The organism is Sodalis sp. C49 (assembly GCF_046352915.1).
Lineage (GTDB): Bacteria > Pseudomonadota > Gammaproteobacteria > Enterobacterales > Enterobacteriaceae > Acerihabitans.
Window position 1 is genome coordinate 866750 of record NZ_CP163303.1, and the last position, 24856, is coordinate 891605.

21 protein-coding genes and 1 pseudogene are annotated in these 24856 nt (G+C 57.5%); 9 read left to right on the forward strand and 13 right to left on the reverse strand.

Annotation, left to right across the window (positions count from 1 at the left end; translation table 11 throughout):
* Positions 1-6 precede the first annotated feature (6 nt).
* On the forward strand, positions 7-870 hold the full coding sequence (gene pdxY, locus ABUK12_RS03840) for a pyridoxal kinase PdxY (RefSeq protein WP_410015034.1): 864 nt from the start codon (positions 7-9) through the stop codon (positions 868-870).
* Between the two features lie 41 nt (positions 871-911).
* On the opposite strand, the gene gstA is transcribed toward pdxY, so the two are convergent.
* The 11 genes and pseudogenes from gstA to ydgT all read right to left on the reverse strand — a co-directional run bounded on the left by gstA (position 912) and on the right by ydgT (position 10359).
* On the reverse strand, positions 912-1517 hold the full coding sequence (gstA, locus tag ABUK12_RS03845; RefSeq protein WP_410015035.1) for a glutathione transferase GstA: 606 nt from the start codon (positions 1515-1517) through the stop codon (positions 912-914).
* A gap of 170 nt (positions 1518-1687) precedes the next feature.
* On the reverse strand, positions 1688-3223 hold the full coding sequence (gene dtpA, locus ABUK12_RS03850) for a dipeptide/tripeptide permease DtpA (protein WP_410015036.1): 1536 nt from the start codon (positions 3221-3223) through the stop codon (positions 1688-1690).
* 306 nt (positions 3224-3529) lie between these two features.
* Entirely contained in the window at positions 3530-4174 is a 645-nt protein-coding gene (nth, locus tag ABUK12_RS03855; RefSeq protein WP_410015037.1) for an endonuclease III, read from the reverse strand.
* 4 nt (positions 4175-4178) lie between these two features.
* Positions 4179-4871 carry an electron transport complex subunit E gene (locus ABUK12_RS03860; protein ID WP_410015038.1) on the reverse strand — a complete coding sequence of 231 codons (693 nt, stop codon included), beginning with the start codon at positions 4869-4871 and terminating at the stop codon, positions 4179-4181.
* The gene (gene rsxG, locus ABUK12_RS03865; RefSeq protein ID WP_410015039.1) at positions 4864-5499 is read right to left on the reverse strand and encodes an electron transport complex subunit RsxG; all 636 of its coding nucleotides are present in this window, start codon (positions 5497-5499) and stop codon (positions 4864-4866) included. The genes ABUK12_RS03860 and rsxG overlap by 8 nt, the downstream gene beginning before the upstream one ends.
* A gap of 9 nt (positions 5500-5508) precedes the next feature.
* Positions 5509-6561, reverse strand: coding sequence for an electron transport complex subunit RsxD (gene rsxD / locus ABUK12_RS03870; protein WP_410015040.1), 1053 nt, complete (start codon positions 6559-6561; stop codon positions 5509-5511).
* 24 nt (positions 6562-6585) lie between these two features.
* A pseudogene (rsxC, locus tag ABUK12_RS03875) lies at positions 6586-8442 on the reverse strand (electron transport complex subunit RsxC); the annotation flags it as partial.
* The gene (gene rsxB / locus ABUK12_RS03880; protein WP_410015041.1) at positions 8435-9013 is read right to left on the reverse strand and encodes an electron transport complex subunit RsxB; all 579 of its coding nucleotides are present in this window, start codon (positions 9011-9013) and stop codon (positions 8435-8437) included. The gene rsxB and the pseudogene rsxC, both read right to left, overlap by 8 nt.
* Entirely contained in the window at positions 9013-9594 is a 582-nt protein-coding gene (rsxA, locus tag ABUK12_RS03885; protein ID WP_410015042.1) for an electron transport complex subunit RsxA, read from the reverse strand. The genes rsxB and rsxA overlap by 1 nt, the downstream gene beginning before the upstream one ends.
* 109 nt (positions 9595-9703) lie before the next feature.
* A complete protein-coding gene (locus tag ABUK12_RS03890) occupies positions 9704-10147 on the reverse strand; it encodes a DUF2569 domain-containing protein (protein WP_410015043.1) in 444 nt (147 codons plus the stop codon).
* Entirely contained in the window at positions 10144-10359 is a 216-nt protein-coding gene (gene ydgT / locus ABUK12_RS03895) for a transcription modulator YdgT (protein WP_331120310.1), read from the reverse strand. The genes ABUK12_RS03890 and ydgT overlap by 4 nt, the downstream gene beginning before the upstream one ends.
* 239 nt (positions 10360-10598) lie before the next feature.
* Between ydgT and ABUK12_RS03900 the strand changes: the two genes are divergently transcribed.
* A complete protein-coding gene (locus tag ABUK12_RS03900; protein ID WP_410015044.1) occupies positions 10599-11636 on the forward strand; it encodes a S66 peptidase family protein in 1038 nt (345 codons plus the stop codon).
* A 157-nt stretch (positions 11637-11793) separates the two neighbouring features.
* On the opposite strand, the gene araA is transcribed toward ABUK12_RS03900, so the two are convergent.
* Both araA and ABUK12_RS03910 read right to left on the reverse strand, forming a co-directional pair.
* On the reverse strand, positions 11794-13299 hold the full coding sequence (gene araA, locus ABUK12_RS03905; protein ID WP_410015045.1) for an L-arabinose isomerase: 1506 nt from the start codon (positions 13297-13299) through the stop codon (positions 11794-11796).
* Between the two features lie 73 nt (positions 13300-13372).
* The gene (locus ABUK12_RS03910) at positions 13373-15058 is read right to left on the reverse strand and encodes a ribulokinase (protein WP_410015046.1); all 1686 of its coding nucleotides are present in this window, start codon (positions 15056-15058) and stop codon (positions 13373-13375) included.
* 377 nt (positions 15059-15435) lie between these two features.
* Between ABUK12_RS03910 and ABUK12_RS03915 the strand changes: the two genes are divergently transcribed.
* The 7 genes from ABUK12_RS03915 (at position 15436) to ABUK12_RS03945 (ending at position 24805) form a co-directional block, all read left to right on the forward strand.
* A complete protein-coding gene (locus tag ABUK12_RS03915; protein WP_410015047.1) occupies positions 15436-16425 on the forward strand; it encodes an arabinose ABC transporter substrate-binding protein in 990 nt (329 codons plus the stop codon).
* A 156-nt stretch (positions 16426-16581) separates the two neighbouring features.
* Positions 16582-18111 carry an L-arabinose ABC transporter ATP-binding protein AraG gene (gene araG / locus ABUK12_RS03920; protein WP_410015048.1) on the forward strand — a complete coding sequence of 510 codons (1530 nt, stop codon included), beginning with the start codon at positions 16582-16584 and terminating at the stop codon, positions 18109-18111.
* A gap of 17 nt (positions 18112-18128) precedes the next feature.
* On the forward strand, positions 18129-19112 hold the full coding sequence (gene araH, locus ABUK12_RS03925; RefSeq protein ID WP_410015049.1) for an L-arabinose ABC transporter permease AraH: 984 nt from the start codon (positions 18129-18131) through the stop codon (positions 19110-19112).
* 115 nt (positions 19113-19227) lie between these two features.
* Entirely contained in the window at positions 19228-20163 is a 936-nt protein-coding gene (gene araC, locus ABUK12_RS03930; RefSeq protein ID WP_410015050.1) for an arabinose operon transcriptional regulator AraC, read from the forward strand.
* Positions 20164-20258: 95 nt separating this feature from the next.
* The gene (locus tag ABUK12_RS03935; RefSeq protein ID WP_410015051.1) at positions 20259-21305 is read left to right on the forward strand and encodes an oxidoreductase; all 1047 of its coding nucleotides are present in this window, start codon (positions 20259-20261) and stop codon (positions 21303-21305) included.
* A 66-nt stretch (positions 21306-21371) separates the two neighbouring features.
* Positions 21372-22385 carry a bile acid:sodium symporter family protein gene (locus tag ABUK12_RS03940; protein ID WP_410015052.1) on the forward strand — a complete coding sequence of 338 codons (1014 nt, stop codon included), beginning with the start codon at positions 21372-21374 and terminating at the stop codon, positions 22383-22385.
* 641 nt (positions 22386-23026) lie between these two features.
* Positions 23027-24805, forward strand: a complete 1779-nt coding sequence (locus ABUK12_RS03945; protein WP_410015053.1) for a S8 family serine peptidase — start codon at positions 23027-23029, stop codon at positions 24803-24805.
* Positions 24806-24856: the final 51 nt, after the last annotated feature.

Consider the following 24856-nt stretch of genomic DNA (forward strand, 5'->3'; position numbering starts at 1 on the left):
AACGTAATGAAGAATATTCTGTCTATCCAGTCCCATGTGGTGTTCGGGCATGCGGGTAATAGCGCGTCGGTGTTTCCCATGCGCCGCATGGGGGTCAACGTTTGGCCGCTTAATACCGTCCAGTTTTCCAATCATACCCAGTACGGTCACTGGACCGGTTGCGTGATGCCCGCCGCGCACTTAACCGAAATCGTGAAAGGTATTGCCGCCGTGGACCAGTTGAAAAACTGCGACGCGGTGCTGAGCGGTTATATCGGGGCGCCCGAGCAGGGCGAACATATCCTGGAGATTGTGCGCCAGGTAAAAGCAGCCAATCCCGACGCCTGGTATTTCCTTGACCCGGTAATGGGCCATCCGGAAAAAGGGTGTATCGTGGCTCCCGGGGTGGCGGAATTTCATTGCAAGCGCGGCCTGCCGAACGCCGATATCATCGCGCCCAATTTGCTTGAGCTGGAGCAGCTCAGCGGCCATGCGGTCAATAATATCGATGAAGCCATCGCCACCGCCCGCGAACTGTGCGCCCAGGGACCGAAGCTGGTGCTGGTAAAATACCTCAGCTATGCCGGCTATGATAAAAACAATTTTGAAATGCTGCTGGTGAGCAAGGAGCATGCCTGGCATACCAGCCGTCCGCTGGTGGATTTTGGCGATCGCCAGCCGGTGGGCGTCGGTGATTTAACCAGCGGCCTGCTGCTGGTCAACCTGCTGAAGGGGCTGTCGCCCGTCAAGGCGCTGGAGCATGTTACCGCCGCGGTGTACGAGGTCATGAAACTGACCAAAGAGATGAATGAGTATGAGCTGCAGGTGGTGGCGGCGCAGGATCAGATAGCCTTGCCGCAGCATCACTTTCCCGCCAAAGAGATCAAATAGGGTTAGTCATCTTTACCGGCGGCGTCATGCCGCCGTGAACGCTATTTCAGCCCTTCCGCCGCCAGCGCCGCGTCCACCGTGGGACGCGCCGCCACCCGTTTAAAATACCGCGCCACCGCCGGCGTCGCCGGTAAATCAAACTTCAGGGCCTGCGCCCAGGTCAGCATGGTGAACAGATAGGCGTCGGCCACCGTGAAGCGGGTGCCGAGCAGGTAATCGCCATCGGCCAACTCCCGATCCAGATAAAGCAATTTGGCGTCCAGCTGCTGGCGCAGCAGGCTTTTGTAATCCTCTGGCATATCGGGCTGCAGCAACGGGCCAAGGCTTTTATGCATTTCACTGGCCACGTAATTGAGCCATTCCATCGCCTGATAGCGGGACAAGGTGCCCGCCCGCGGGATCAAATGGCGATCCGGCACCAAATCCGCCAGATATTGGACGATGGCCACCACTTCAGTGAGCACGGTGCCGTCATCGAGCAGCAGGGCCGGCACCTGTCCCTTGGGATTTATCGCCCGGTAATCTTCGCCGTGTTCGGTTTTGAGATTGGCCAAATCCACTTTTTCTATCGTAAAGTCCACTCCCGCCTCACGCAGGGCGATATGCACGGTCAGCGAGCTGGCGCCGGGCTTATAAAAAAGTTTCATGGGGCACTCCTTAACGGGATGGGCGCGGTGTGATATCGCAGGATATTTCATCATGACAGGATACGTTTAACCATGGCGGCAAGATAGCGTCTTGGCAGGGATGGGACAAAAAAATATCATCATGCTTCGCCCTATGGCGGAACATGATGATAACGATAATACGATAGGGATTAGCCAACGATGGCGGGGGTATCGTCCGTCAGTGGGCTGTGGGGCGGGGCGGCGGCGGGAACGTCGTCCGGGCGCGACATGTGGTTAAGCCGTGGGGCGAATACCAGCATCAGCAGCGCGATCACGGCGGTGACGATACCGATTTGCATAAACACGTGGCCATAGACCGCCAGCGAAAGCCGGGCGTCGGTCACGTCGGCGGGCACGGCCATCAGGTTGGCGACGTAGCCGGCGATAAGCGCGGCGGCGGCGGTGGTCAGGAACCAGGCGCCCATGATGAAACCCATCAGCCGTTGCGGCACCAGCTGCGCCACCATGGCCAGGCCCAGGCCGGAAATCATCAGCTCGCCGATGCTTTGCAGGGCATAACTGAGAATGAGCCAGTTCATGGAGACGATACCGGCGTCATTGGCAAAACGGGCGCCCAGCGGCAGGACAAAAAAGGCCAGCGAGCACAGCACCATGCCGGCGGCGAATTTAAACGGCATCGGCAGACGATCGCCCATGGCGTTGTACAATGCCGCCAACAGCGGACTGGCCAGCATGATCCAGAACGGATTCAGGGCCTGGAACTGTTCCGGCTGGAACGACCAGCCGAACAGGCTGTGCCCCACATTGTGGATGGCGAAAAAATTCAGCGACGTCGGCATCTGGCTGTAAAGCACAAAAAACACCACTGCTTCCATCATCATTAAAAAGGCCACCAGCATCCGCCGGCGCGCCGCGCCATGCAGGGCGAAGGTCTCCCTGGCGAACACCAGGATGATCCCCACGGAAATCAGGCCCAGTACCCAGCGGGCGATGGTCTGGTGATGCAGCAGCCAGCTCGACAGGGCGATGGCAGCGGCGATGCCGGCGATAACGGCCGCCAGCCGTCCCCATTGCAGCGGGGCGAAATCCGGCTTGGAGCCGTAATCACGCACCCAGCTGCGGCAGACGAGGAAATTCACCAGCGTGATCAACATCCCCACCACGCTGAGCGAAAACGCGACCCCCCAGCCAAAACGGATCGCCAGCCACGGCGTCGCCAGGGTGGAGACAAACGAGCCGATATTGATCGCCATATAATACATGGTGAAGGCGCCGTCCAGGCGCGGATCGTCTTTACGGTAGCAGGTCGAGAGCAGCGAAGACGGATTCGCCTTGAACAACCCGCTGCCGACCGCGATGGTCGCCATGCCCAGGTACACCCAGGCGACGGCATGGCTGGAATAGGCGACCATGGTATAGCCCACCGCCAGCACCAGCGCGCCGATGACGATCACGCGCTTGGTCCCCAGCACCTTGTCGCCCAGCCAGCCGCCGATGGCGACAAAACCGTACACCAGTGCGCTGAACGAGGCGAACAGCGTGATGGACTGTCCTTCGGACATGCCGAGCATCTTGACCAGGTAGACGGCCAGGATGACCTGTAAGCCGTAATAGCCAAAGCGCTCCCATAACTCAATGGAGAAAATAAGATAAAACGATTTGGGCTGTTTAAATGCGTTGACGCTGATTTTTTCCGGTGGTGCGGTGTGGTTTGCCGTAGACACAAATACCTCGTTGCCGTTTTCACCGCGTTAGCGGCAAAAATAAGCAGGGGTGACGCCGTTGCCCGCGCCCCGTCTGCATTGTTATAAGATTAGTCTGAGGGGGGATCTTCCGGGTTTCAGCTCAATAGGCAAGGCTTGAATAATATCCCGTTACAATTAAATAAAAAAGCACGATGCCGGGTGAACGCGGCCTGGCAATGGCGTTTCATCATGAAACGCCACGGGAAGGCAGTGGTTTATCGTGCTGAAGACAGGCGCCTGCGTGTACCGGGTTAAGGGCACCGGCCTGGGCCGATGGCGGGATATTTACGCGGTGTCGCCATAGACCTTGTCTTTGTATTCGCACAGGTCTTCTATCAGGCAGGCGCCGCAGCGCGGCTTGCGGGCGACGCAGGTGTACCGGCCGTGCAGGATCAGCCAATGGTGGCAGTTAACGACAAATTCCGCCGGTACCACCCGCAGTAAAGCCTGCTCTACCTCCTCGACGTTCTTGCCGGGAGCGAACCGCGTCCGGTTGCACACCCGGAAAATATGCGTATCCACCGCAATAGTCGGCCAGCCGAAGGCGGTGTTGAGCACGACGTTGGCGGTTTTGCGGCCAACGCCGGGCAAGGCTTCCAGCGCCGCCCGATCCTGCGGCACCTGGCCCTGGTGGCGCTCAATCAGCATCCGGCAGGTCTTGATGATATTTTCCGCTTTACTGTTAAACAGGCCGATGGATTTGATGTAGGACTTGATGCCGTCCACCCCCAACGCCAGCATGGCCTCGGGAGTATTGGCCACCGGGAACAGTTTGGCGGTGGCCTTATTAACACTGACGTCGGTGGCCTGCGCCGATAACAGCACCGCGATCAGCAGTTCGAACGGCGAGGTATAATTCAGCTCGGTGGTCGGGTTGGGATCGTTGGCGCGCAGGCGGCTCAGGATAGCCAGTCGTTTGAGTTTATTCATCAGATTATGCCCGCGCCTGTCCGGCGTTTGGCACGCGCTCCGCCGCCGCGCGCCGCTGGCGGGCCTTCATCCGCTGGTCTATCAGGTATTTGGCGGCCAGCATGAATCCCAGGCCGATAAACGCGCCCGGCGGCAGCATGGCCAGCAAAAAGGGACTGTCCAAATGGAACACTTGCACCCGCAGCCCTTTGGCCCAGCTGCCCAGCAGAAGGTCGGCGCCGTCGAACAGCGTGCCGTTGCCAAGCACCTCGCGCATGGCGCCCAGCACCAGCAGGGCGCAGGTCGCGCCCAGGCCCATGGCCGCCCCGTCAAGCAGCGACAGGGCCACCGGATTGTGGGAGGCGTAGGCTTCCGCCCGTCCCACCACGATGCAATTGGTGACGATCAACGGAATAAATATCCCCAGAGACTGATATAGGCCGAAGGCGTAGGCATTCATCAGCATCTGCACGATGGACACCACGGCGGCAATGATCATCACATAAACAGGAATCCGGATCTCGGCGGGCACCCAGCGGCGGAAAGCGGAAATCCAGCCGTTGGTACAAGCCAGCACCAGCGTGGTGGCCAGCCCCAGCCCCAGCGCGTTGGTGACGGTATTGGACACCGCCAGCAGGGGGCATAATCCCAACAATTGCACCAGGGCGGAGTTATTGGTCCACAGCCCCTGGCGCATCAGGCGTCCGGCTTCACTCATCGGCGTTTTCTCCACAGCGGGGCAACTGGTCGATGTCGCCCGGCATACTTTGTAAATAGTCAGTGGTGCGTTTAACCGCGTTTACCACGGCGCGCGGGGTAATGGTGGCGCCGGTGAACTGATCGAACTGCCCGCCGTCTTTCTTTACCGCCCAGTTCCTGTCCTGCGCCGCGCCGACCTTTTTCCCGCTGAAATGGGTGATCCAATCGGAAACGCGCAGCTCGATTTTATCGCCCAGTCCCGGCGTTTCATGGTGTTCGGTAACCCGAGTGCCCAGCACGTTGCCGGCAAAGTCGGCCCCTACCAGGAGCTGGATGGCGCCGGAATAGCCGTCCGGGGCGGTGGATTCGATGGCCGCCGCCGCCGGCCTGCCGTTTTTGCGCGCCAGATAGACCCGGTGCTGTTGCGCGTTGCCCAGGGCATCGTCGACCACCAGATAGCATTCAGCCAGCATATCATTATCATGCAGCGCCGGCGGCACGACCTGATCCAATAGCTGCTGTTGTTGCAATACGGCCTGGCGGGCGATGCCGGGTTCGGTCAGCCCATGCACCAGGGCCGTCAGGCCGGTGGTGAGCGCGGCGAACAGCGCCAGGGTAATACCGTGTTTGCGCATCATCCTGAACATCGGCGCTCCTTAGCGATGGCCGTATACGCGGGGTTGCGTAAAATAATCAATCAGCGGCACGCAGATATTGGCCAGCAGCACCGCAAAGGCCACGCCCTCAGGATAACCGCCATAGGTGCGGATGAGCCAGGTCAGAAGACCCGCCAGGGCGCCGAAAATCAACCGTCCTTTATCTGTCGTCGATGCGGTGATCGGATCGGTGGCGATAAAAAAAGCGCCCAGCATGGTGGCCCCGGAGAACAGATGCAGCAGCGGCGGGGCGCTGGCGCGCGCATCGCACCACCAGCCCAGGCTGGCGCACATCATCAGCACCGCCAGGAAGCTGACCGGAATCTGCCAGTTGATCACCTTGCGCCAGAGCAGATAAAGGCCCCCCGCCAGGAAGCCGATATTGACCCATTGCCACCCCAATCCGCCCATCAGGCCGCTGTAGAGCGGTTGCCCGAGCAGCGCCAGCGCATCCTTCCCGCCGCGCAGACCGGTTTTAAAATTATCCAGCGGCGTCGCCTGGGTCATGCCGTCGAACCCGGCGCGCAGCTGCTGCACATCCAGGCCGCCCGGCGTGTGGCCGGCGAAGATCAGCCATAAGGTGTCCGCAAGCGAAGCGGTATGCAGCCGCAGCCCCGCTTCCGGCAGCCAACTGGTCATTTGCACCGGGAACGAGATCAGCAGCACCACATACCCGACCATGGCCGGGTTAAACGGATTTTGTCCCAGGCCGCCATAAAGCTGCTTGGCGATGATAATGGCAAACGCCGTAGCCAGCACGATCATCCACCAGGGCGCCAGCGGTGGCAGGCTCAGCCCCAGCAGCACCGCGGTCAGCAGCGCGGAGCCGTCGGCAAGCCGTGGACCGACCGGCTGGCGGCGCAGCGCCACCATTGCGGCTTCGGCCAGGCAGGCGGCCAACGTGGCCAGCAGGATTTGCACCAGGGTGCCGTAGCCGAAAAAATAGCTCAGGGCCAGCAGACCCGGCAGGCAGGCCGCCATGACCTGCAGCATGATGCGCCGGGTGCTTTGCCGGTTGTGGGTAAAGGGGGAACTTGCGATCCTGAAAGCCATTTATTCCTCGTGGGACCCTATGGTTGCCTCTGCTGCGGCCTTGCGGGCCTTGACCCTGGCGATGGCCGCCGCCACCGCGGCTTTGCGCGCATCGGCGGCATCGGCGGTCGCGGGATGCGACGTCGCCGTACTGTTGTCTGCGCCGGCCTGCGCCGGACGGGCGGTTGCGCAGGTACTGTCGCTTGCGGCATTTTCCGCTACGTTGTCACTTATTGGCTGCGCGTCGGACAAGGCTTTGCGCGTTTTAACGCGCGCGATGGCCGCCGCTACCGCCGCTTTGCGCAGATCCGGCGTAGCCTCTTCGGCGCAAGCCGGCATGACGGTCGCCGCAGGCTGCCCCGACGGCTCTGCTACCGCCGCCGCGTCATGACCGGCGTCGGGCAAGGCGTTTAGCGCCGCTTTTATCATCGGTTCGTCCCGCGCGTCAAGCTTGACCGCGGCCTGCCGGTGGCGCACTTCACGGGCCTGTTTTTCCCGCTCGCGCCGCGCCAGCTTGGCTTCAAAGCGCGCCTTGGCCGCCTGCGCGCGCTGCGCTTCCAGATCCAAGGCGCGTATTTCCGCCTTTTCCTGCCGGTAATAGCGCACCAGGGGAATATTGCTGGGGCAGACATAGGCGCAGGCGCCGCATTCGATGCAGTCCGCCAGATGATGGCCGCGGGCTTTTTCGTGCTCCTGGCCACGGCTGAACCAATAGAGCTGTTGGGGAAGCAAACCGGCGGGACAGGCCTGCGCGCACAGGCCGCAGCGGATACAGGCTTGTTCCGGCTCCGGCGGGGCCATTTCGCTGGCCGCGGGGGCCATGATGCAGTTGCTGATCTTGACGATGGGCACATCCAGCACCGGCAGCGTAAAACCCATCAGCGGTCCGCCCATGATCACCAGCTGGCCGGGCTGCGGTGTAAAGCCTGCGTCGCGCAGCAGATGACCGACCGGCGTGCCCAGACGTCCCCAAACGTTGCCCGGACGCTTAAGCGCGTCGCCGGTCAGCGTCACCACCCGTTCGGTCAGGGCTTCGCCATCGATAATGGCCCGTTTAATGGCGAAGACGGTGCCGACATTCAGCATGACGACACCGATGGCGGCTGAATGGCTGCCGAACGGCACTTCCCGGCCGGTGAGGATCTTCGTGAGCTGTTTGGCGCCGCCGGACGGATATTTGGTCGGGATGACGCGCAGCAGGTAGCCGGCGCCATCAGCAATGGCCGCGGCCATCGCGGCGGCGGCGGCCGGTTTATTGTCCTCAATGCCGATGATAACCCGCGCCGGCCGCAGAATATGGACCAGCACATCGATGCCGCCGACTATCTCAAGCGCGTGCTCCTGCATCAGCCGATCGTCGGCGGTAATATAAGGTTCGCATTCCGCGGCGTTGATAATCAGGGTATTTACCGCGCCCAATCCGCCCTGTAGCTTGGCCGCGGTGGGAAAGCCCGCGCCGCCCAGGCCGGCGATGCCGGCCTGATGGATGCGTTCAAGCAAATAGCCGGCGTCCCGCTGACGGTAATCCGTCACGGGCCGGCGTTCGCACCAGCGATCTTCGCCATCGGGGGTGAGGATAACGCTGAGTTCCGCCAGCGCCGACGGATGGGCGGTGGTATGGGGCGTAATGGCCTCAATCGTTCCCGAGGTGGGCGCATGGATAGGCAGGGTGCGACCCCGCCCCTCGGTCAGGGGCTGTCCGCGCAGCACGCGGTCGCCCGCGGTTACGCACAGTTCACCCTCCGGCCCCAGGTGCTGCTTAAGGGGAATAATGCATTTGGCCGGCAGGGGCGGACGGCGCAGCGGCACGCCGCTTGACTGGGTTTTCATTTCCGGCGGATAGATGCCGCCGGGAAAATCCCAGAGGCGATCCTTACGCAACGCGGCAAAGAGCTTAAACATGCTGTTCCATGGGGATGAGGCGGACCGGTATGGTGTTCAGATCCCATTTCCAGTTGTCGGTGGAAACCGCCACCGGCCGCATTTCGATACAATTGGTCGGGCAGGGGGCGACACAGAGATCGCAGCCGGTGCACAGGTCGCTGACCACGGTATGCACCGCCCGGGTAGCGCCGATAATGGCGTCCACCGGGCAGGCCTGGATACATTTGGTGCAACCGATACAATTGCCCTCATCGATCCAGGCCACCGTCGCCGCCGGCTGGCCTGCCGATGTTTCGTCGTCCAGGTATTGCGGTTCGATGTTCATCAGTCCGGCAATCTTGAGCATCGTCTGTTCGCCGCCGGGCGCGCATTTATTGATTTTTTCACCCTGGCCCGCCACCGCCTCGGCATAGGGACGGCAGCCGGGATAACCGCACTGGGCGCATTGGCTTTGCGGCAGCAGCGCATCGATCTGCCCGGCCAGCGGATCGCCCTCCACCCTGAAGCGGCGGGCGGCGTAGCCCAGCAGGGCGCCCGCCACCAATGCCAGAACGCTTAGCGATCCAATAGCCCACCATAGCGACAGCATCAGAATTTCACCAGGCCGGTAAAGCCCATAAACGCCAGCGACATCAGACCGGCGGTGACCAGGGCGATGGATGAGCCCTTGAACGGCGCCGGCACATCGGCCACCGCCAGGCGTTCGCGAATGGCGGCGAACAGCACCATGACCAGCGAAAAGCCCGCCGCCGCGCTGAATCCGTAGACGGCGGACTGCAGAAAATTATGATTGAGGTTAACATTGAGCAGGGCCACGCCAAGCACCGCGCAGTTGGTGGTGATAAGCGGCAGGAAAATGCCCAGCAGGCGATACAGCGACGGGCTGGTTTTGCGCACCACCAGTTCGGTGAACTGCACCACCACCGCGATAATGAAAATAAACGAGAGGGTGCGCAAATAGGTGATGTCGAGGGGCAGCAGGATAAAACTGTTAATCAGCCAGGAAAAAATCGAGGCGAGCGTCATGACGAAGGTGGTGGCCATGCCCATACCCATTGCCGTTTCCAGTTTTTTGGACACACCCATGAAGGGGCAAAGCCCAAGAAATTTAACCAGAACGAAATTATTTACCAGCATGGTGCCGATAAACAGTAACAGGTAACCATTCATTGCCGTACCTAATTAAAAAGAAGCGACGTATTATCCGGCATCAAGTCCATTTCAACAACATAGTAATTGTAGGGTTATTATCGGGAGACCGATAAGGACAACGGCGGTGCTATGAGGCTTGGATAAAGGTGTTTTTAACCCGGCGCGAACGTTTAATATAGGGCACCATGGTCGCCGCGGCCAGCAGCGGCCAGAATAAAATGCGCAGCGCCAGTTCATCCGTGACCGGGGAAAAGGCGAAAGCCTTGAGCGCCAGCAGCACGCCCGCCAGCAGCCAGAGGATAAAAATTTTGGGAAAGCGGGTCGAACGGCGAAACAACAGGCGCAGGGTCCAAAAGGTGAACCCCCACATGACCAGCGTGGTGGCCATGGACGCATACCACTGCAGGGTAAAGACCGCCGCGATGGTGGTGCTGTCCGCCGTCGGGCGTTGCAGCAGGGCCAGCAGGAAAATCACCAGCATTATGCTGGCGCTGAGCAGGGCCATCAGCAGGTAGGCGGCCGGCAGCCATAACCAGCCGCCGATACGCGGCGCGGTGTTGATCGCGCTCAAACGACGTACCGCCAGACCGACTTCGGCACCTGGCCCAAATCGAATAAACGGCCGCCGGAGACCAGCTCGGCCCGGCGGTGATCCGCCGCGCGGTACATATTGATGATTTCCGCATCGTCAACCAGCGAATAATTGAGATGATCGAATAGTTTTTCCAGGCTTTCCGGCGTGCTGACACGGCGGAATGTTAATAAATAGTCGTACGCAGTCATGATTTGGTGTTCAGGGAAGGGAATAATAGCAAAGTAGTATATTCACTGCTGTCGGGGTGTCTAGATATTCCTGGGTTAAATATGAAAAAACGCGGCGGCAAGCGCATAGGCAACGCCTGGGACTGCTGGCAATCTCCCGTCTTTCTTGTATGAGTATGTGAACTTTGCCAGCCAGCCAGGCTTGGCATTTAATCTCGAACTGTGGACGATGGATTTACTTTGCAAATAAGGATCAATACATGAAGATTCGCTTTCCGCCCAAACTGGTTCCAGGGGATTTGATTGCTATAACCGCCCCATCATCTGGGGTGCCGCAGCATTTGCATCCTCGGTTGGACCTCGCCATAAATAACCTTATAAAAAAAGGATTTAGGGTAGTTGAAGGCGATTGCTTACGGTCGCAGTATAAAAATAAAAGCGCCTGCAAAATTTCGCGGGCGGAAGAACTGATGTTTTATCTAACCCATCCTGAGGTAAAGGCGGTTATGCCCCCATGGGGAGGCGATCTGGCAATCGAATTACTCGAGTTACTTGATTTCGAACGGTTAGCCCGGACTGAACCCAAATGGTTTGTCGGTTTTTCAGATTTATGTACATTTCATTTCCCGCTGACAACGCTTTCTGGCTGGGCAACAGTGCATGGACCAAACCTGATGGATCTTGGTGCGAAAGAGTTAGATTCGACCACGCAAGCGATATGGAGCATTCTGGAGAGTGACCGGGGGGCTGTATGTGAACAGCACGCGTCAGCAGCATTTCAAATGAACGAAAATCAATGGGGCCCGGCATCAGATGCTGGTTTTCATCTGACACAAAAAACACAGTGGCAGCACCTTGATGGCGTCACTTCTTCTGCCCGTTTTCAAGGCCGTCTGATTGGCGGATGTCTGGAAATTATATCGAGGTTAGCAGGTACCTCCTTCGGTAATCTACCCTTGTTCCAGGCACAAAATAGTAACGAGGGGGTGATCCTGTATTTTGAAAATGTGGAAATGGGCCCCTGCGAGTTAACGCGGGCATTATTTAGTTTACGCTTACATGGCTGGTTCAATGACTTAAAGGGTGTGCTTATAGGCAGAAGTGCGGCGCCGGCCGTGAACGACCCAACACAACAAAATTATTTGGATGCCCTTCATGCCGCCCTTGGGGACCTTGCCGTTCCTGTGCTGTATGACGTGGATATAGGCCATATTCCGCCTCAAATTTCTCTGGTCAACGGCGCAAGTACCACGGTCTTATTCACTGAAAAGGGGAGTTCAGTCACTCAGCAGTTGTGAGTCAAAAGGCACGTCCAGGCAGTAGGTATAACAACACAACAGGCAGGCGCACCCCCGCCGGCGCGACAAAAAGCCTCGTCGCAAACCGCCGACGAATCCGTCGCAGAGGCGATATAAACCCTGCCGCGAGCGAGCCGCGGCAGGACTGACATCGTCGCTATTTAGCGCAGAGCTTGTAGTAAAGCTCATTCCAGCGCAATGCGTCCTTGAACGCCGGGATGCGCGTGTCGTTGTCGATCACCAGCAGCTCGATATTATTCATCTCCGCGTATAAGCGCATATGGTCGAGATCGAGCGCCTGGCTGAATACCGTGTGGTGCGCGCCGCCGGCCAGGATCCAGGCTTCGGCCGCCACTTCCAGCGACGGCTGCGCTTTCCATACCGCCCGGGCGACCGGCAGCTTAGGCAGCGGATGCGGCTGTTCGATGGCATCCACGACGCTTACCAGCATGCGAAAACGATCGCCCATATCGATTACCGAGGCGTTGACCGCCTGGCCGGCCGGGGTGGAAAACAGCAGCCGCGCCGGATCGGCTTTGCCGCCGATGCCGAGGAACTGCACGTCCAGCGTGGGTTTTTCTTCCTTGGCGATGCTTGGGCACACTTCCAGCATGTGCGATCCGAGGGCGAGGTTATTACCCGGCTGGAAGTGATAGGTGTAATCCTCCATAAAGGAGGTGCCGCCCGGCAGGCCGCTGGCCATCACCTTCAGGATGCGCAGCAGCGCGGCGGTTTTCCAGTCGCCTTCGCCGCCGAAGCCATATCCCTGCTGCATCAGGCGCTGTACCGCCAGGCCAGGCAACTGCTTCAGCCCGTGCAGGTTTTCAAAGTTGGAGGTAAAGGCTTTGGCGCCCACCTGTTCCAGGAAACGTTTCAGCCCCAGTTCAATACGTGCGGCGTCCAGCAGGTTTTCACGTTTTTCGCCGTTGACCTTGATTTTATCGGTAAGGATATAGGACGCTTCGTACTCCGCCACCAGGGTATCGATATCCCCCTTGGACACTTCGTTCACCACGCTGACCAGGTCGCCCAGGCCGTACGCGGTCACCGAGTAGCCGAATTGGATCTGCGCGCCGACCTTGTTGCCTTCGGTTACCGCCACTTCACGCATATTGTCGCCGAAACGGGCGACGATCAGCTGCTGGCTTTCCTGTTTGGCGGCGGCGGCGCGCATCCATTTGGCGATGGTCAGATGCGCCTGCTTATCCTGCCAGTGGCCGACCACCACCTGGTGATTAAGGTGCATGCGTGCGCCGATAAACCCGAACTCGCGGCCGCCATGGGCGGTCTGGTTAAGGTTCATAAAGTCCATATCCATGGTTTCCCAGGGGATCTGCGCGTTATATTGGGTATGGAACTGCAGCAGGGGCTTGTTGAGGATGCTCAGGCCGCCGATCCACATCTTGGCGGGTGAAAACGTATGCAGCCAGGTGAGCAGGCCGATACAGTGGGTATCGTAATTGGCTTCACGACACAGCGCGAGAATCTCATCGGGCGATTTGACCAAAGGTTTCAAGACCAGCTTAACCGGCAGGCCGGCCTCGTTATTAAGACCCTGGACCACCGTTTGCGCATGGTCGGCGACCTGGCGCAGGGTTTCCGGGCCATAAAGATGTTGACTGCCGATGACGAACCAGACTTCGTGCTGCTTAAAATTATCCATGATGACTCCTGTGCGTCTCCGTTTAAGGGAGGGGCCGGGCGGGCGCGTAGCGTGCCGCCCGGTAAATTATTAATCAGCGATCGCTGTGCGCCGCCGCCGCGTAAGCCGGTTCCGCAAGCTCGCTCCATTCCAAATAGCGCTGGTAGAGCCGCTCGAATTGCGCGACCCTGGCCGGGTCCGGCTGCAGGGTGCGTTCAATCCGACTGGCCATGGCCTGCTGCGCCACGGCGATATCCGGATAAACGCCGGCCGCCACCGCGCCGAAGATAGCCGCGCCGAGGGCGCAGCATTGATCGGAGGCCACCAGTTGCAGCGGACGATTCATCACATCCGCGCATACCTGCATGATAATCGGCGATTTGCGGGCAATGCCGCCCATCACCAGCACGTTTTCCACCGGGATGCCCTGGGTTTCAAAGCATTCCATGATGGCGCGGGCGCCGAAGGCGGTGGCGGCAATCAGTCCGCCGAACAGCGCCGGCGCATCAGTGCCCAGATTGAGGCCGGTGATCACGCCCTGCAGGCGCTGGTTGGCGTAAGGCGTGCGCCGGCCGTTGAACCAGTCCAGCACCACCGGCAGATGCTCAAGGGACGGTTCGCTGGCCCAGGCCTGCGCCAGCGCGTTCAGCATCTGTTCCTGGATACCGTCGAGAGCGGGTTTCAGGGCCGGGTTGTGTTGCACCGCCTGTTTCAGCGGCCAGCCCAGCAAACGTCCGAACCAGGCATAAATGTCGCCAAAGGCCGACTGACCGGCTTCGAGACCGATAAATCCCGGTACCACGCTGCCGTCGACCTGGCCGCAGATGCCGGCGATAGTGCGATCGCCCACACGCTGTTCGTCGGCGATAAGGATATCGCAGGTCGATGTGCCGATGACTTTAACCAGGGTATAGGGCTGCGCGCCGGCGCCCACCGCGCCGATATGGCAGTCGAAGGCGCCGCCGGCAATGGTAACGGTCTCCGGCAAGCCAAGCTTCTGCGCCCATGCGGCGGTGATGCGCCCGACCGGCGCTTCCGCGGTATAGGTATCGGTGAAGAGCGGATATTGCAGCCGTTCGGTCAGAACCGGATCGAGCGCCTCAAGGAAGTCTCGCGGCGGCACGCCGCCCCAGTCGGGATGCCAAAGGGATTTATGTCCGGCGGCGCAGCGGCCGCGCTTGATGTCCTGCGGCCGCGTGGTCCCGGACAGCACGGCCGGTATCCAGTCGCAAAGCTCAATCCAAGATACCGCCTGCCGGCGTACCTGGGCGTCCTGGCGGGTAATATGCAGGATTTTGGCCCAGAACCATTCAGAGGAGTACACGCCGCCGATGTAGCGCGTGTAATCCGGATGCGCGCCGTCGTGGCACAGCCGGTTTATCGCCTCGGCTTCTTCTATGGCGGTATGATCCTTCCACAGGATAAACATGGCGTTCGGGTTGTCGGCGAATTCCGGGCGCAACGCCAGTATCCGGCCCTCCTCATCAATAGGGGCGGGGGTACTGCCGGTGGTATCGACGCCGATGCCGGCGACGCGCAGGCGCTGGGCCGGGGTGAGGGCGTTTACCACAGCGCGGATCGCCTGTTCCATGGATTCAAGATAATCATTGGGATGATGGCGGAATTGATTGTGCGCGGGTTTGCAATACTGGCCCTCGCGCCATCGCGGGTACCAGACCACTTCGGTCGCCAGCTCTTTACCGCTTTGGCATCCTACCGCCAGGGCGCGTACCGAGTCGCTGCCGAAATCAAGCCCGAGGCTGATGGCCTCTTCATTCATGCTGTTCTCTCCTGTTTACCCGAAAACGGATGATGTGCACAACCATAAGGGGGTTTTGAGCCGGCCGTGAGGAGCGGTTGGCTGGAAGTATGCACATTCCTGTCGCTGATGGCTGAAATGTGATGGTGTTCAAAAACGCGCGGGGAGGTGAAATTTGCTGTATCTATGCACAAATCAGCTGTTATTGAGAACTGTGATAACGCTCTACATTTTAGTAACACATTAAGGCTAAAACTACTCCCGTCTAAAGGGCCTGGTCGGACTAACGGCGATAAATCCGCCGCTTAGACGTTCCAAGCGGATTCATCTTCCCGACTGATAACGCTTACACGCTTCAGCATTTTGAAGCGAGGCGATAAAAAATACCGGAGAGTTACATGCATAAATTCACTAAGGCACTGGCGGCAATCGGATTGGCTGCCGTTATGTCTCAATCGGCTATGGCGGAAAATCTGAAACTGGGTTTTCTGGTTAAACAGCCGGAAGAACCCTGGTTCCAGACCGAATGGCGTTTTGCCGATAAAGCCGGCAAGGACCTGGGATTTGATGTGATTAAAATCGCCGTGCCCGATGGCGAGAAAACCCTTAACGCTATCGACAGCCTGGCGGCAAGCGGCGCCAAGGGTTTTGTTATCTGTACCCCGGATCCAAAACTGGGCTCGGCCATTGTCGCCAAGGCCCGTAGCTATGATATGAAGGTCATTGCCGTTGACGATCAGTTCGTCACCGCCAAAGGCAAACCGATGGACACCGTTCCCCTGGTCATGATGGCGGCCACCAAGATTGGCGAACGCCAGGGCCAGGAACTGTGGAAAGAAATGAACAAGCGCGGCTGGAACGTGGCTGACACCGGCGTCATGGCTATTACCGCCGATGAGCTCGATACCGCCCGCCGCCGCACTACCGGTTCGATGGACGCATTAAAAGCCGCCGGTTTCCCGGCAAAACAAATCTATACCGTCCCGACGAAATCCAACGATATCCCTGGCGCCTTTGACGCCGCCAACTCACTGCTGGTACAGCATTCCGGCGTGAAAAACTGGCTGATCATCGGCATGAACGACAATACCGTGCTCGGCGGCGTGCGCGCCACCGAAGGCCAGGGCTTCAAGGCGCCCAACGTTATCGGCATCGGCATCAACGGCGTGGATGCGGTGAGCGAACTCTCCAAGGTCAATGCGACCGGCTTCTACGGGTCTCTGCTGCCAAGTCCGGACGTTCACGGCTACAAGAGCATCCAGATGCTTAACGATTGGGTAACCAAAGGCGTTGAACCGCCCAAATTCACCGAAGTGACCGATGTGGTGGTCATTACCCGCGACAACTTTAAAGAAGAATTGGCGAAGAAAGGGCTGGGCGGTAAATAACCGCGGCGCCTGTTTCCCGGGACGGCTATGCGCCGTCCCTGTCCATGACGATGTCATTCATCAAGAGGATGTGCAAGTGTCAGCCAAGACCCCTGATGGTTACAGCCGTGGGATTGCCGGCGCACCGTTCGTATCAGTTAACGCGAGGATGTGTTCATGACAATTCAGACACCCTATCTGTCGTTTCGCGGCATCGGAAAAACGTTTCCCGGCGTCAAGGCGCTGGATGATATCAGTTTTGACTGCTATCCGGGCCAGATCCACGCCCTGATGGGCGAGAACGGCGCCGGCAAATCCACGTTGCTGAAAATTCTCAGCGGCAGCTATACGCCGACCCAGGGTGAAATCCTTATCAAAGGCCAGCCGGTCCATTTTAATTCCACCGCCGATGCGCTGGATGCCGGCGTCGCCATTATCTACCAGGAGTTGCACCTGGTGCCGGAAATGACCGTGGCGGAAAATATCTACCTCGGCCAGTTGCCCAATAAATACGGCATGGTTAACCGCGCCATCCTGCATTATGAAACCAAACTGCAGTTGGAACACCTGGGGCTGGATATCGCGCCGGACACACCGCTCAAATATTTGTCCATCGCCCAGTGGCAGATGGTGGAAATCGCCAAGGCGCTGACCCGCAATGCCAAAATTATTGCCTTTGACGAGCCGACCAGTTCGCTGTCGGCGCGTGAAATCGAACAGCTTTTCCGGGTGATCCGCGAACTGCGGGCCGAGGGCAGGGTAATACTCTACGTGTCGCACCGTATGGAGGAGATTTTTACCCTCGGCGATGCCATCACGGTATTCAAGGACGGCAAGTACGTCCGCACGTTCGACGATATGACCCAGGTCGATCACACCAAGCTGGTGCAGGCCATGGTGGGACGCAATCTCGGTGATATCTACGGTTACCAGCCGCGCGATCATGGCGCGGTACGGCTGCAGCTGGACAGCATCAAGGCCGCTGGCGTGAAAACGCCGATTACGCTGTCGGTGCACGCCGGTGAAATCGTCGGCCTGTTCGGCCTGGTGGGCGCGGGACGCAGCGAACTGATGAAGGGGCTGTTCGGCGGTACGCTGATTACCGGCGGGCAGTTGCTGCTGGACGGCAAGCCGCTTAATATCCGCTCGCCCATCGACGCCATCCGCGAAGGGTTGCTGCTGTGCCCGGAAGATCGCAAAGCCGACGGCCTGATACCGGTGCATTCGGTAAGGGAAAATATCAATATCAGCGCCCGGCGCAAGACCATCAAGGCCGGTTTCCTGATTAACGACCGCTGGGAAAAGGAAAACGCCGAAGAACATATCCGCTCCCTGAATATCAAGACGCCCTCCGCCGAGCAACTGATCATGAACCTGTCCGGCGGCAACCAGCAAAAAGCCATTCTCGGCCGCTGGCTGTCGGAGGATATGAAAGTCATCATGCTCGACGAACCGACGCGCGGAATCGACGTCGGCGCCAAGCACGAAATTTACCACGTGATATATGAGCTGGCCAAACGCGGTATCGCCGTGCTGTTCGCCTCAAGCGATCTGCCTGAAGTGCTGGGGCTGGCCGACAGGATCGTGGTGATGCGCGAAGGCGCCATTTCCGGCGAGCTCACCCACACCGATGCCACTGAACAGAAAGCGTTAAGTCTGGCAATGTTGCACACAACCGATACCAGCCCCGCTGACGCGGTTGCCTGATTGTGAAGGAGTCTAAGATGTCGACTGTTACTACCCCCTCCCCGAAAGCGAAAAAAACGCTGGGCTTTGGCCGCGTCTGGGATAATTTTGGCATGCTGGTGGTGTTCGTGGTGCTGTTTATCGCCTGCTCGTTTTTTGTGCCGAACTTTGCCAGTTTTATCAATATGAAGGGCCTCGGCCTGGCTATTTCCATGTCCGGTATCGTCGCCTGCGGCATGCTGTTTTGCCTGGCTTCCGGCGATTTCGATTTGTCGGTCGCCTCGGTTATCGCCTGTGCCGGCGTCACCACCGCCGTGGTCATCAATTCCACCGAAAGCCTGTGGCTCGGCGTGGCGGCGGGACTGGTGCTTGGCGTACTGTGCGGTCTGGTCAACGGTTTTGTTATCGCCAAGCTGAAAATCAATGCCCTGATAACCACCCTGGCCACCATGCAAATCGTGCGCGGTCTGGCGTATATCATTTCCGATGGTAAAGCGGTGGGCATCGAAGATGAACGCTTTTTCGTGCTGGGCTACGCCAACTGGCTGGGCCTGCCCGCGCCCATCTGGATCATGGCGCTGTGCATGGCCATCTTCGGTTTCCTGCTCAACAGAACCACCTTCGGGCGCAACACGCTGGCCATTGGCGGTAATGAAGAAGCCGCCCGGCTGGCGGGGGTGCCGGTGGTGCGCACCAAGATCATTATTTTTATCCTGTCCGGACTGGTGTCGGCGGTGGCCGGTATTATCCTCGCCTCGCGGATGACCAGCGGCCAGCCCATGACCTCGTTGGGTTATGAACTGATCGTCATCTCCGCCTGCGTGCTGGGCGGGGTATCGATGAAAGGCGGCATTGGCAAGATTTCCTATGTGGTGGCCGGGGTGCTGATCCTCGGCACCGTGGAAAACGCCATGAATCTGCTGAATATTTCGCCGTTCTCGCAATACGTGGTGCGTGGGGTCATCCTGCTGGCGGCGGTGATTTTCGACCGCTACAAACAAAAAGCCAAACGTACGGTATAAACCGACGCGGACCGGTCGCATCGCGGCCGGCCCGCTCACAGTTTTACGACCCTGGCACGCTATTGTCCGCGCTTTAGGATATTCTCAATCAGACGACAACCTGTCCGGAGGTGAGATGTATCATCGAATGACTCACGAGACGCAATCCAATCCCTTATTACCGGGCTATATGTTCAATGCCTATCTGGTTGCCGGCCTGACGCCGATTATAGCGGGCGGGCCGCTGGACTTCTTTATCGACCGGCCCGACGGCATGAAGGGATATATTCTTAATCTGACCATCAAGGGGCAGGGTAAGATTTTTGAAGGCGAGCGTTCCTTCGTCTGTAATCCGGGCGACCTGCTGCTGTTTCCACCCAAATCCGCCCATTATTACGGCCGCTCCCCGGACAGCGACTGCTGGTATCATCGTTGGGTGTATTTTCGCCCGCGTGCGTACTGGGCCGACTGGCTGGAATGGCACAGCAAAATCCATGACGTCGGCCGCCTGCGGCTCGGCAATGATAATCTGCTGACCGAATTCGACCGGTTGCTGGCCAATATCGAGCAAACCCAACGTTCCGGACGCCGTTTCTCGGAAGAACTGGGCATGAACCTGCTGGAGCGCATGCTGCTGCGCGCCATGGAGGAGGACCCGCAAAGCCCAAGCAAAATCATGGATCCGCGTATTATCGAGGCCTGCCAGTTTATCACCGGCAATCTCTCCGGCGAACTGCGCATCGACGAGGTGGCGCGGCATGTCTGTTTATCCCCCTCCAGGCTGGCGCATCTCTTTCGCGAGCAGGTCGGCATCAATATCCTGCGCTGGCGCGAGGACCAGCGGGTAATTCGCGCCAAACTGCTGCTGCAGACCACGCAGGAATCCATCGCCACCATCGGCCGCGTGGTGGGGTATGACGACCAGCTCTATTTTTCGCGGGTATTCCGTAAACGCGTCGGGGTCAGCCCCAGCGACTTCCGCCGCCGCAGCAGCGAGATTAATTATCCCGGCCGCAGTATCCAGGCGTCTCATAATTGGCAGTTGCAAAGCGAAAAGGCTATCGGAGGCTGATAATTTATTGTTAATGTGAGTCCGATAATAATGTCCCCAGCGCTAATATAAGGCAGTGGGGACATTGCTGTGTTAGCCAAAAAAGAGGAACGACAATGGCTGAAAATATCGGTATCGGACTTATTGGTTACGGCTTTGCCGGCAAAACATTGCACGCGCCGTTGGTTAACGCCACGCCTGGACTGACCCTGGCAGCCGTCTCATCGAGCGACGCCGGCAAGGTGCTGGCCGACTTTCCGGGCATGAAGGTCGCCGCCGATCCGGGTGCTGTGATTAACGATCCCGCGGTTGATCTCGTGATTATCCCCACGCCGAACGAAACCCACTTTCCCCTCGCCAAACAGGCGCTGGCGGCCGGCAAGCATGTGGTCGTCGATAAACCCTTTACCGTGACGCTGTCGCAGGCTTATGAGCTTAAACAACTGGCCGAAAACCAGCGGGTGCTGCTGTCGGTGTTCCACAACCGGCGCTGGGACAGCGATTTCCTCACCGTGCGGCAGCTGATTAAAGACGGCGTTCTCGGCGACGTGGTCTATTTGTCCTCGCAGTACGACCGTTTCCGGCCGCAGGTGATGCCGCGCTGGCGTGAACAGCCGGGGGCCGGCAGCGGCATCTGGTATGATTTGGCGCCGCATTTGGTCGATCAGGTCATCCAGCTGTTCGGCATGCCGGTGGCGGTTAACGTCGACCTGGCCCTGTTGCGCCCCGGCGCGCTGACCGATGATTACTTCCATGCCACGCTTATCTACCCGCAGCGGCGCGTGGTGCTGCACGGCGGCATGCTGGCGGCGGCGGCGACACCGCGTTTTACCGTGCACGGCACCAAGGGCAGCTTCGTCAAGTTCGGGCTGGACCCCCAGGAAGCGCAACTGAAAGCGGGCGTTTATCCGCCGCAGCCGAAATGGGGCGTCGATGCCCAGGACGGTATGCTGACGCTGGCCGACGGCGATGCGTTGACCGAACATCAGGTGCGCACCCAGCCGGGCAATTATCCCGCGTATTATGCCGGCATTCGCGACGCCATCCTCGGCGTGGGCGAAAACCCGGTTACCGCGGCCTCGGCCATCCAGGTAATGGAACTGATCGAGCTGGGCGTGCTGTCGTCGGCACAGAAAAAAACATTGGCGGTGAAGAACGGTTAATGCCAAGGTGGGTTTTTACGGGCGCCCGGCGGCGCCTTTGGTTTTTACAGTGGTAAGGGCAGTGACATGTCGTGGTTTCAGCGTTTAAAGATTGATAAGTTTTTGCTGGTTTTAGTCACCGTGGTGATTCTGGCGTCACTCTTTCCGTGCCGGGGTTTGATCAAGGTCTTTTTTGAATATCTCACCACCGCGGCGATTGCGCTGCTGTTTTTTATGCACGGCGCCAAGCTGTCGCGTGAAGCGATCGTAGGCGGTATGAGCCACTGGCGGCTGCATCTGGTGGTGTTCCTCAGTACCTTTGCGTTATTTCCGCTGCTGGGCATCGCCATGAAGGTGTTTGTGCCTTCATTGTTATCCTCGCCGGTGTATATGGGATTTCTGTATCTGTGCGCGCTGCCGGCCACCGTGCAGTCGGCCATCGCGTTTACCTCGGTGGCCGGCGGCAACGTGGCCGCCGCCATCTGCAGCGCGTCGGCCTCCAGCATCCTGGGCGTATTTCTGTCGCCGGTGCTGGTGGGCCTGCTGATGCATACCCAGGAGGGCGGCGCGACCAATACGCTGCATGCCATAGGTTCCATTATCCTGCAACTGATGGTGCCTTTTGTCCTGGGCCATTTGTCGCGGCCGCTGATTGGCAAATGGGTGGCGCGGCATAAAAAGCTGGTGAATATTACAGACCGGTCATCAATATTGCTGGTGGTGTATACCGCCTTCAGCGAGGCGGTAGTGGGGGGGATCTGGCATCAGATCACCGGCTGGTCGCTGGTCTCCATCCTGGTGTTCTCACTGGTGCTGCTGGCCATCGTCCTGGTGGTCAATACCTGGACCGCGCGTTTGCTGGGATTCAACACCGCCGACGAGGTGACCATCGTCTTTTGCGGCTCCAAGAAAAGCCTGGCCAACGGAATCCCTATGGCCAACGTGCTGTTTCCCGCCGCCATGGTGGGCACCATGGTGCTGCCGCTGATGATCTTCCACCAGGTGCAGCTGATGGTGTGCGCGGTGCTGGCGGCGCGATATGCCCGCCGGCAGGCACAGCAGATGAAAAACATTCCTTCCAATCCCGCCGTTAATAAATAACACTAGTAATGAGCATTCATCGGCTTTGACAATACATTGTCCGGGCCGATGATGCCGTCTGGTGGGCATAAGCTGTAACCGTTCAGAAACGGGTCTTTCCAAATTAAATGCCGTTATTTATTATCATTTTTTCTAAATTTTTATAATAAGCCCCGCTATAGGTCAGAGACGGCCTTTACTCTGTGGATGAGATTGCCAATTTTTAGCAAATTAGCGAGGCAAGCATTGTCAAAATTGGACGTCATGCCATTAACTCAATGTATCAATGAGATAAACCGTATATAGGCATAGGGTGAGGTTAATCAGAATAGGCAATTGCCTGTATGGGACATGTTGGCTAGTATAAATTAATCCGCGATGCCTATTACATTTTGTATGTCATTTTAGACAGGTATTTCGCGCTATCGTCTGATTGAATGATTATATGCCATCCTGCGGAGGGTTATATCAAGGGTAACTCACTATTTTGCCATGGGTTTTACCTTGTGCGTCGTGCATGAATTTAGAAATCGATTATTTTAAATAGACTTCGGGTGTCGGCCCCATCTCTCTTAATGTATCAGGCATTACCTTAAGCGTCCGCGTGCAAGCGATTTATAGTCGGACCTCTCAATAAAATAGGAATTTTGGAGATATATAATATGAATATTGAGCTTGAATATTATAGAGATTATAAGCCCGACGGGAATTTGTATGCTCGGTGCCTTGGTGGGGAGCAACATTTTTTCATTGAATATAGCCTCTATGACTGTGGCGAACCTGGCAAGCTTGCTGCTGAGCAAAGCGCATGGGGTGATGAGCTGGTAATATTCAAGCTGTGCTCAGGTACGCTTTATCAGCTGCGTGCGTTGGTAAAAGGGGAGGGGCATGGGACTGAAGAATTATTGTCGGATATATTCTCAACCGTTTACACGCCGGAATTTACAAGCCAGCAAAGATGTGGAATAACAAATATAAATAATTTAAAAGGCAGGCTAAACATAACCACAAATGAAAAACAAAATTTTAGAATACAATTCTATCCCTGCGGTTTCGAACAGTTACAGCGCGAGGAAGATAATAATGTTCCTTTCTTTTACGGACTCAGTGAGATTGTTCGTTTTATCCCCTGTTTTGATGAAGAAGATATACGTGCAAAGATAAAAATATTGCCGCAGTTTGAGAAACTGCGTGGACTTTATCGGGTGGAGCAAAACCTCAACAATAATGAATTATTGCTGTTGGCGCAAGAACTTGAGCAACTGGACTATGTGGAATACTGTAGTTTATCTGGCGAGGCGAAGGAAGACGCTTCCTCCTATGATGAGGATAGTTGGCGAGAGGAAATTGAGCCGGCCAACGTGACGCCAAATTTAACCCAACACCAGGGTTATTTGGATAACTCGCCCTGGGGCATGAGCGTCAGGGCGGTTTGGGCAAGAAATATCACCGGCAGGGGCGTGGGGGTCCGCATGCAGGATACTGGTGTTTATAATACTCATGAGGATCTCGTTACAAATATAACTGTAGTATCCAATTCAACGGGCAATAGAACACACGGAACCTCAACCGCCGGGATTATTGCTGCGCGTAATAATGGCTTTGGTATGACGGGCATCGCTTATGACTGCCGTTTGTTCGCCTATGCTGGTCAACTGAATGAATTTGAAAGAATGATCCGTGACGCCTTACCGGGGGAGATAGTCACAATTTCCTTAAGTACTGGAAACTTCCCGCTGATAGATGACCCACATCGCTGGAGTCTTTTCCAACTATTGATTCAAAGCGGCGGTGTGGTAGTGATATCCGCCTCAAACGGAGGGTTAAATTTGTTCCGATCTGGAATAAATGACTTCGGTGATAGCGGCGTTATTCTGGCGACCTCCAGTCATCGCGCCACGGGCAGAAGATTACCATTTTCAAATTTTAATTTTCACCGGGTGGTTGCCGCCTGGGGAGAAAATGTCGCCACCACCGGAGGTGGTAATTTACTCAATTTGGGATCGCCAAATCGAACCTATCGTGACAATTATAGCGGCACTTCTGCCGCGGCGCCTCAAGTGGCAAGCGTGCTGGCCTTGATACAATCCTATGCCAGATCTGTTTACCACATTATATTTAACGCCGATCAATTGTATCGGATCATCCTGGATACGGGCCATCGCGAAGGTGAAATTGATTTAATCGGCCCCAGGCCAAATGCAGAGGCTGCGATAAACTATGTTGACAACCTGTTGAGTCAAGGATTGCTGCCACCGCCTCTCTCTCCTCTTCCCCCACAAATACCACCGAGATATCCTTTCTGGAGGGTCGGACGGCAATATGAAGTAGGCGATCGGGTCACTCATTTAGAATTGTTTTACGTATCTACAACGAGGCATGTTGCCAATATCGGCTGGCAGCCAAACTTGGCTCCGACATTATGGCGACAGATACAATAATAGTGATTATTTTTGCAAGAAAATTACATCACTCAAAATTTTTATTGCAAT

Coding starts and splice junctions, on each gene's coding strand:
- pdxY (WP_410015034.1), top strand. CDS start 7: ATGAAGAATATTCTGTCTATCCAGTCCCATGTGGTGTTCGGGCATGCG.
- gstA (WP_410015035.1), bottom strand. CDS start 1,517: ATGAAACTTTTTTATAAGCCCGGCGCCAGCTCGCTGACCGTGCATATC.
- nth (WP_410015037.1), bottom strand. CDS start 4,174: ATGAATAAACTCAAACGACTGGCTATCCTGAGCCGCCTGCGCGCCAAC.
- ABUK12_RS03860 (WP_410015038.1), bottom strand. CDS start 4,871: ATGAGTGAAGCCGGACGCCTGATGCGCCAGGGGCTGTGGACCAATAAC.
- rsxG (WP_410015039.1), bottom strand. CDS start 5,499: ATGTTCAGGATGATGCGCAAACACGGTATTACCCTGGCGCTGTTCGCC.
- rsxD (WP_410015040.1), bottom strand. CDS start 6,561: ATGGCTTTCAGGATCGCAAGTTCCCCCTTTACCCACAACCGGCAAAGC.
- rsxB (WP_410015041.1), bottom strand. CDS start 9,013: ATGCTGTCGCTATGGTGGGCTATTGGATCGCTAAGCGTTCTGGCATTG.
- rsxA (WP_410015042.1), bottom strand. CDS start 9,594: ATGAATGGTTACCTGTTACTGTTTATCGGCACCATGCTGGTAAATAAT.
- ydgT (WP_331120310.1), bottom strand. CDS start 10,359: ATGACTGCGTACGACTATTTATTAACATTCCGCCGTGTCAGCACGCCG.
- ABUK12_RS03900 (WP_410015044.1), top strand. CDS start 10,599: ATGAAGATTCGCTTTCCGCCCAAACTGGTTCCAGGGGATTTGATTGCT.
- araA (WP_410015045.1), bottom strand. CDS start 13,299: ATGGATAATTTTAAGCAGCACGAAGTCTGGTTCGTCATCGGCAGTCAA.
- ABUK12_RS03910 (WP_410015046.1), bottom strand. CDS start 15,058: ATGAATGAAGAGGCCATCAGCCTCGGGCTTGATTTCGGCAGCGACTCG.
- ABUK12_RS03915 (WP_410015047.1), top strand. CDS start 15,436: ATGCATAAATTCACTAAGGCACTGGCGGCAATCGGATTGGCTGCCGTT.
- araG (WP_410015048.1), top strand. CDS start 16,582: ATGACAATTCAGACACCCTATCTGTCGTTTCGCGGCATCGGAAAAACG.
- araH (WP_410015049.1), top strand. CDS start 18,129: ATGTCGACTGTTACTACCCCCTCCCCGAAAGCGAAAAAAACGCTGGGC.
- araC (WP_410015050.1), top strand. CDS start 19,228: ATGTATCATCGAATGACTCACGAGACGCAATCCAATCCCTTATTACCG.
- ABUK12_RS03935 (WP_410015051.1), top strand. CDS start 20,259: ATGGCTGAAAATATCGGTATCGGACTTATTGGTTACGGCTTTGCCGGC.
- ABUK12_RS03940 (WP_410015052.1), top strand. CDS start 21,372: ATGTCGTGGTTTCAGCGTTTAAAGATTGATAAGTTTTTGCTGGTTTTA.
- ABUK12_RS03945 (WP_410015053.1), top strand. CDS start 23,027: ATGAATATTGAGCTTGAATATTATAGAGATTATAAGCCCGACGGGAAT.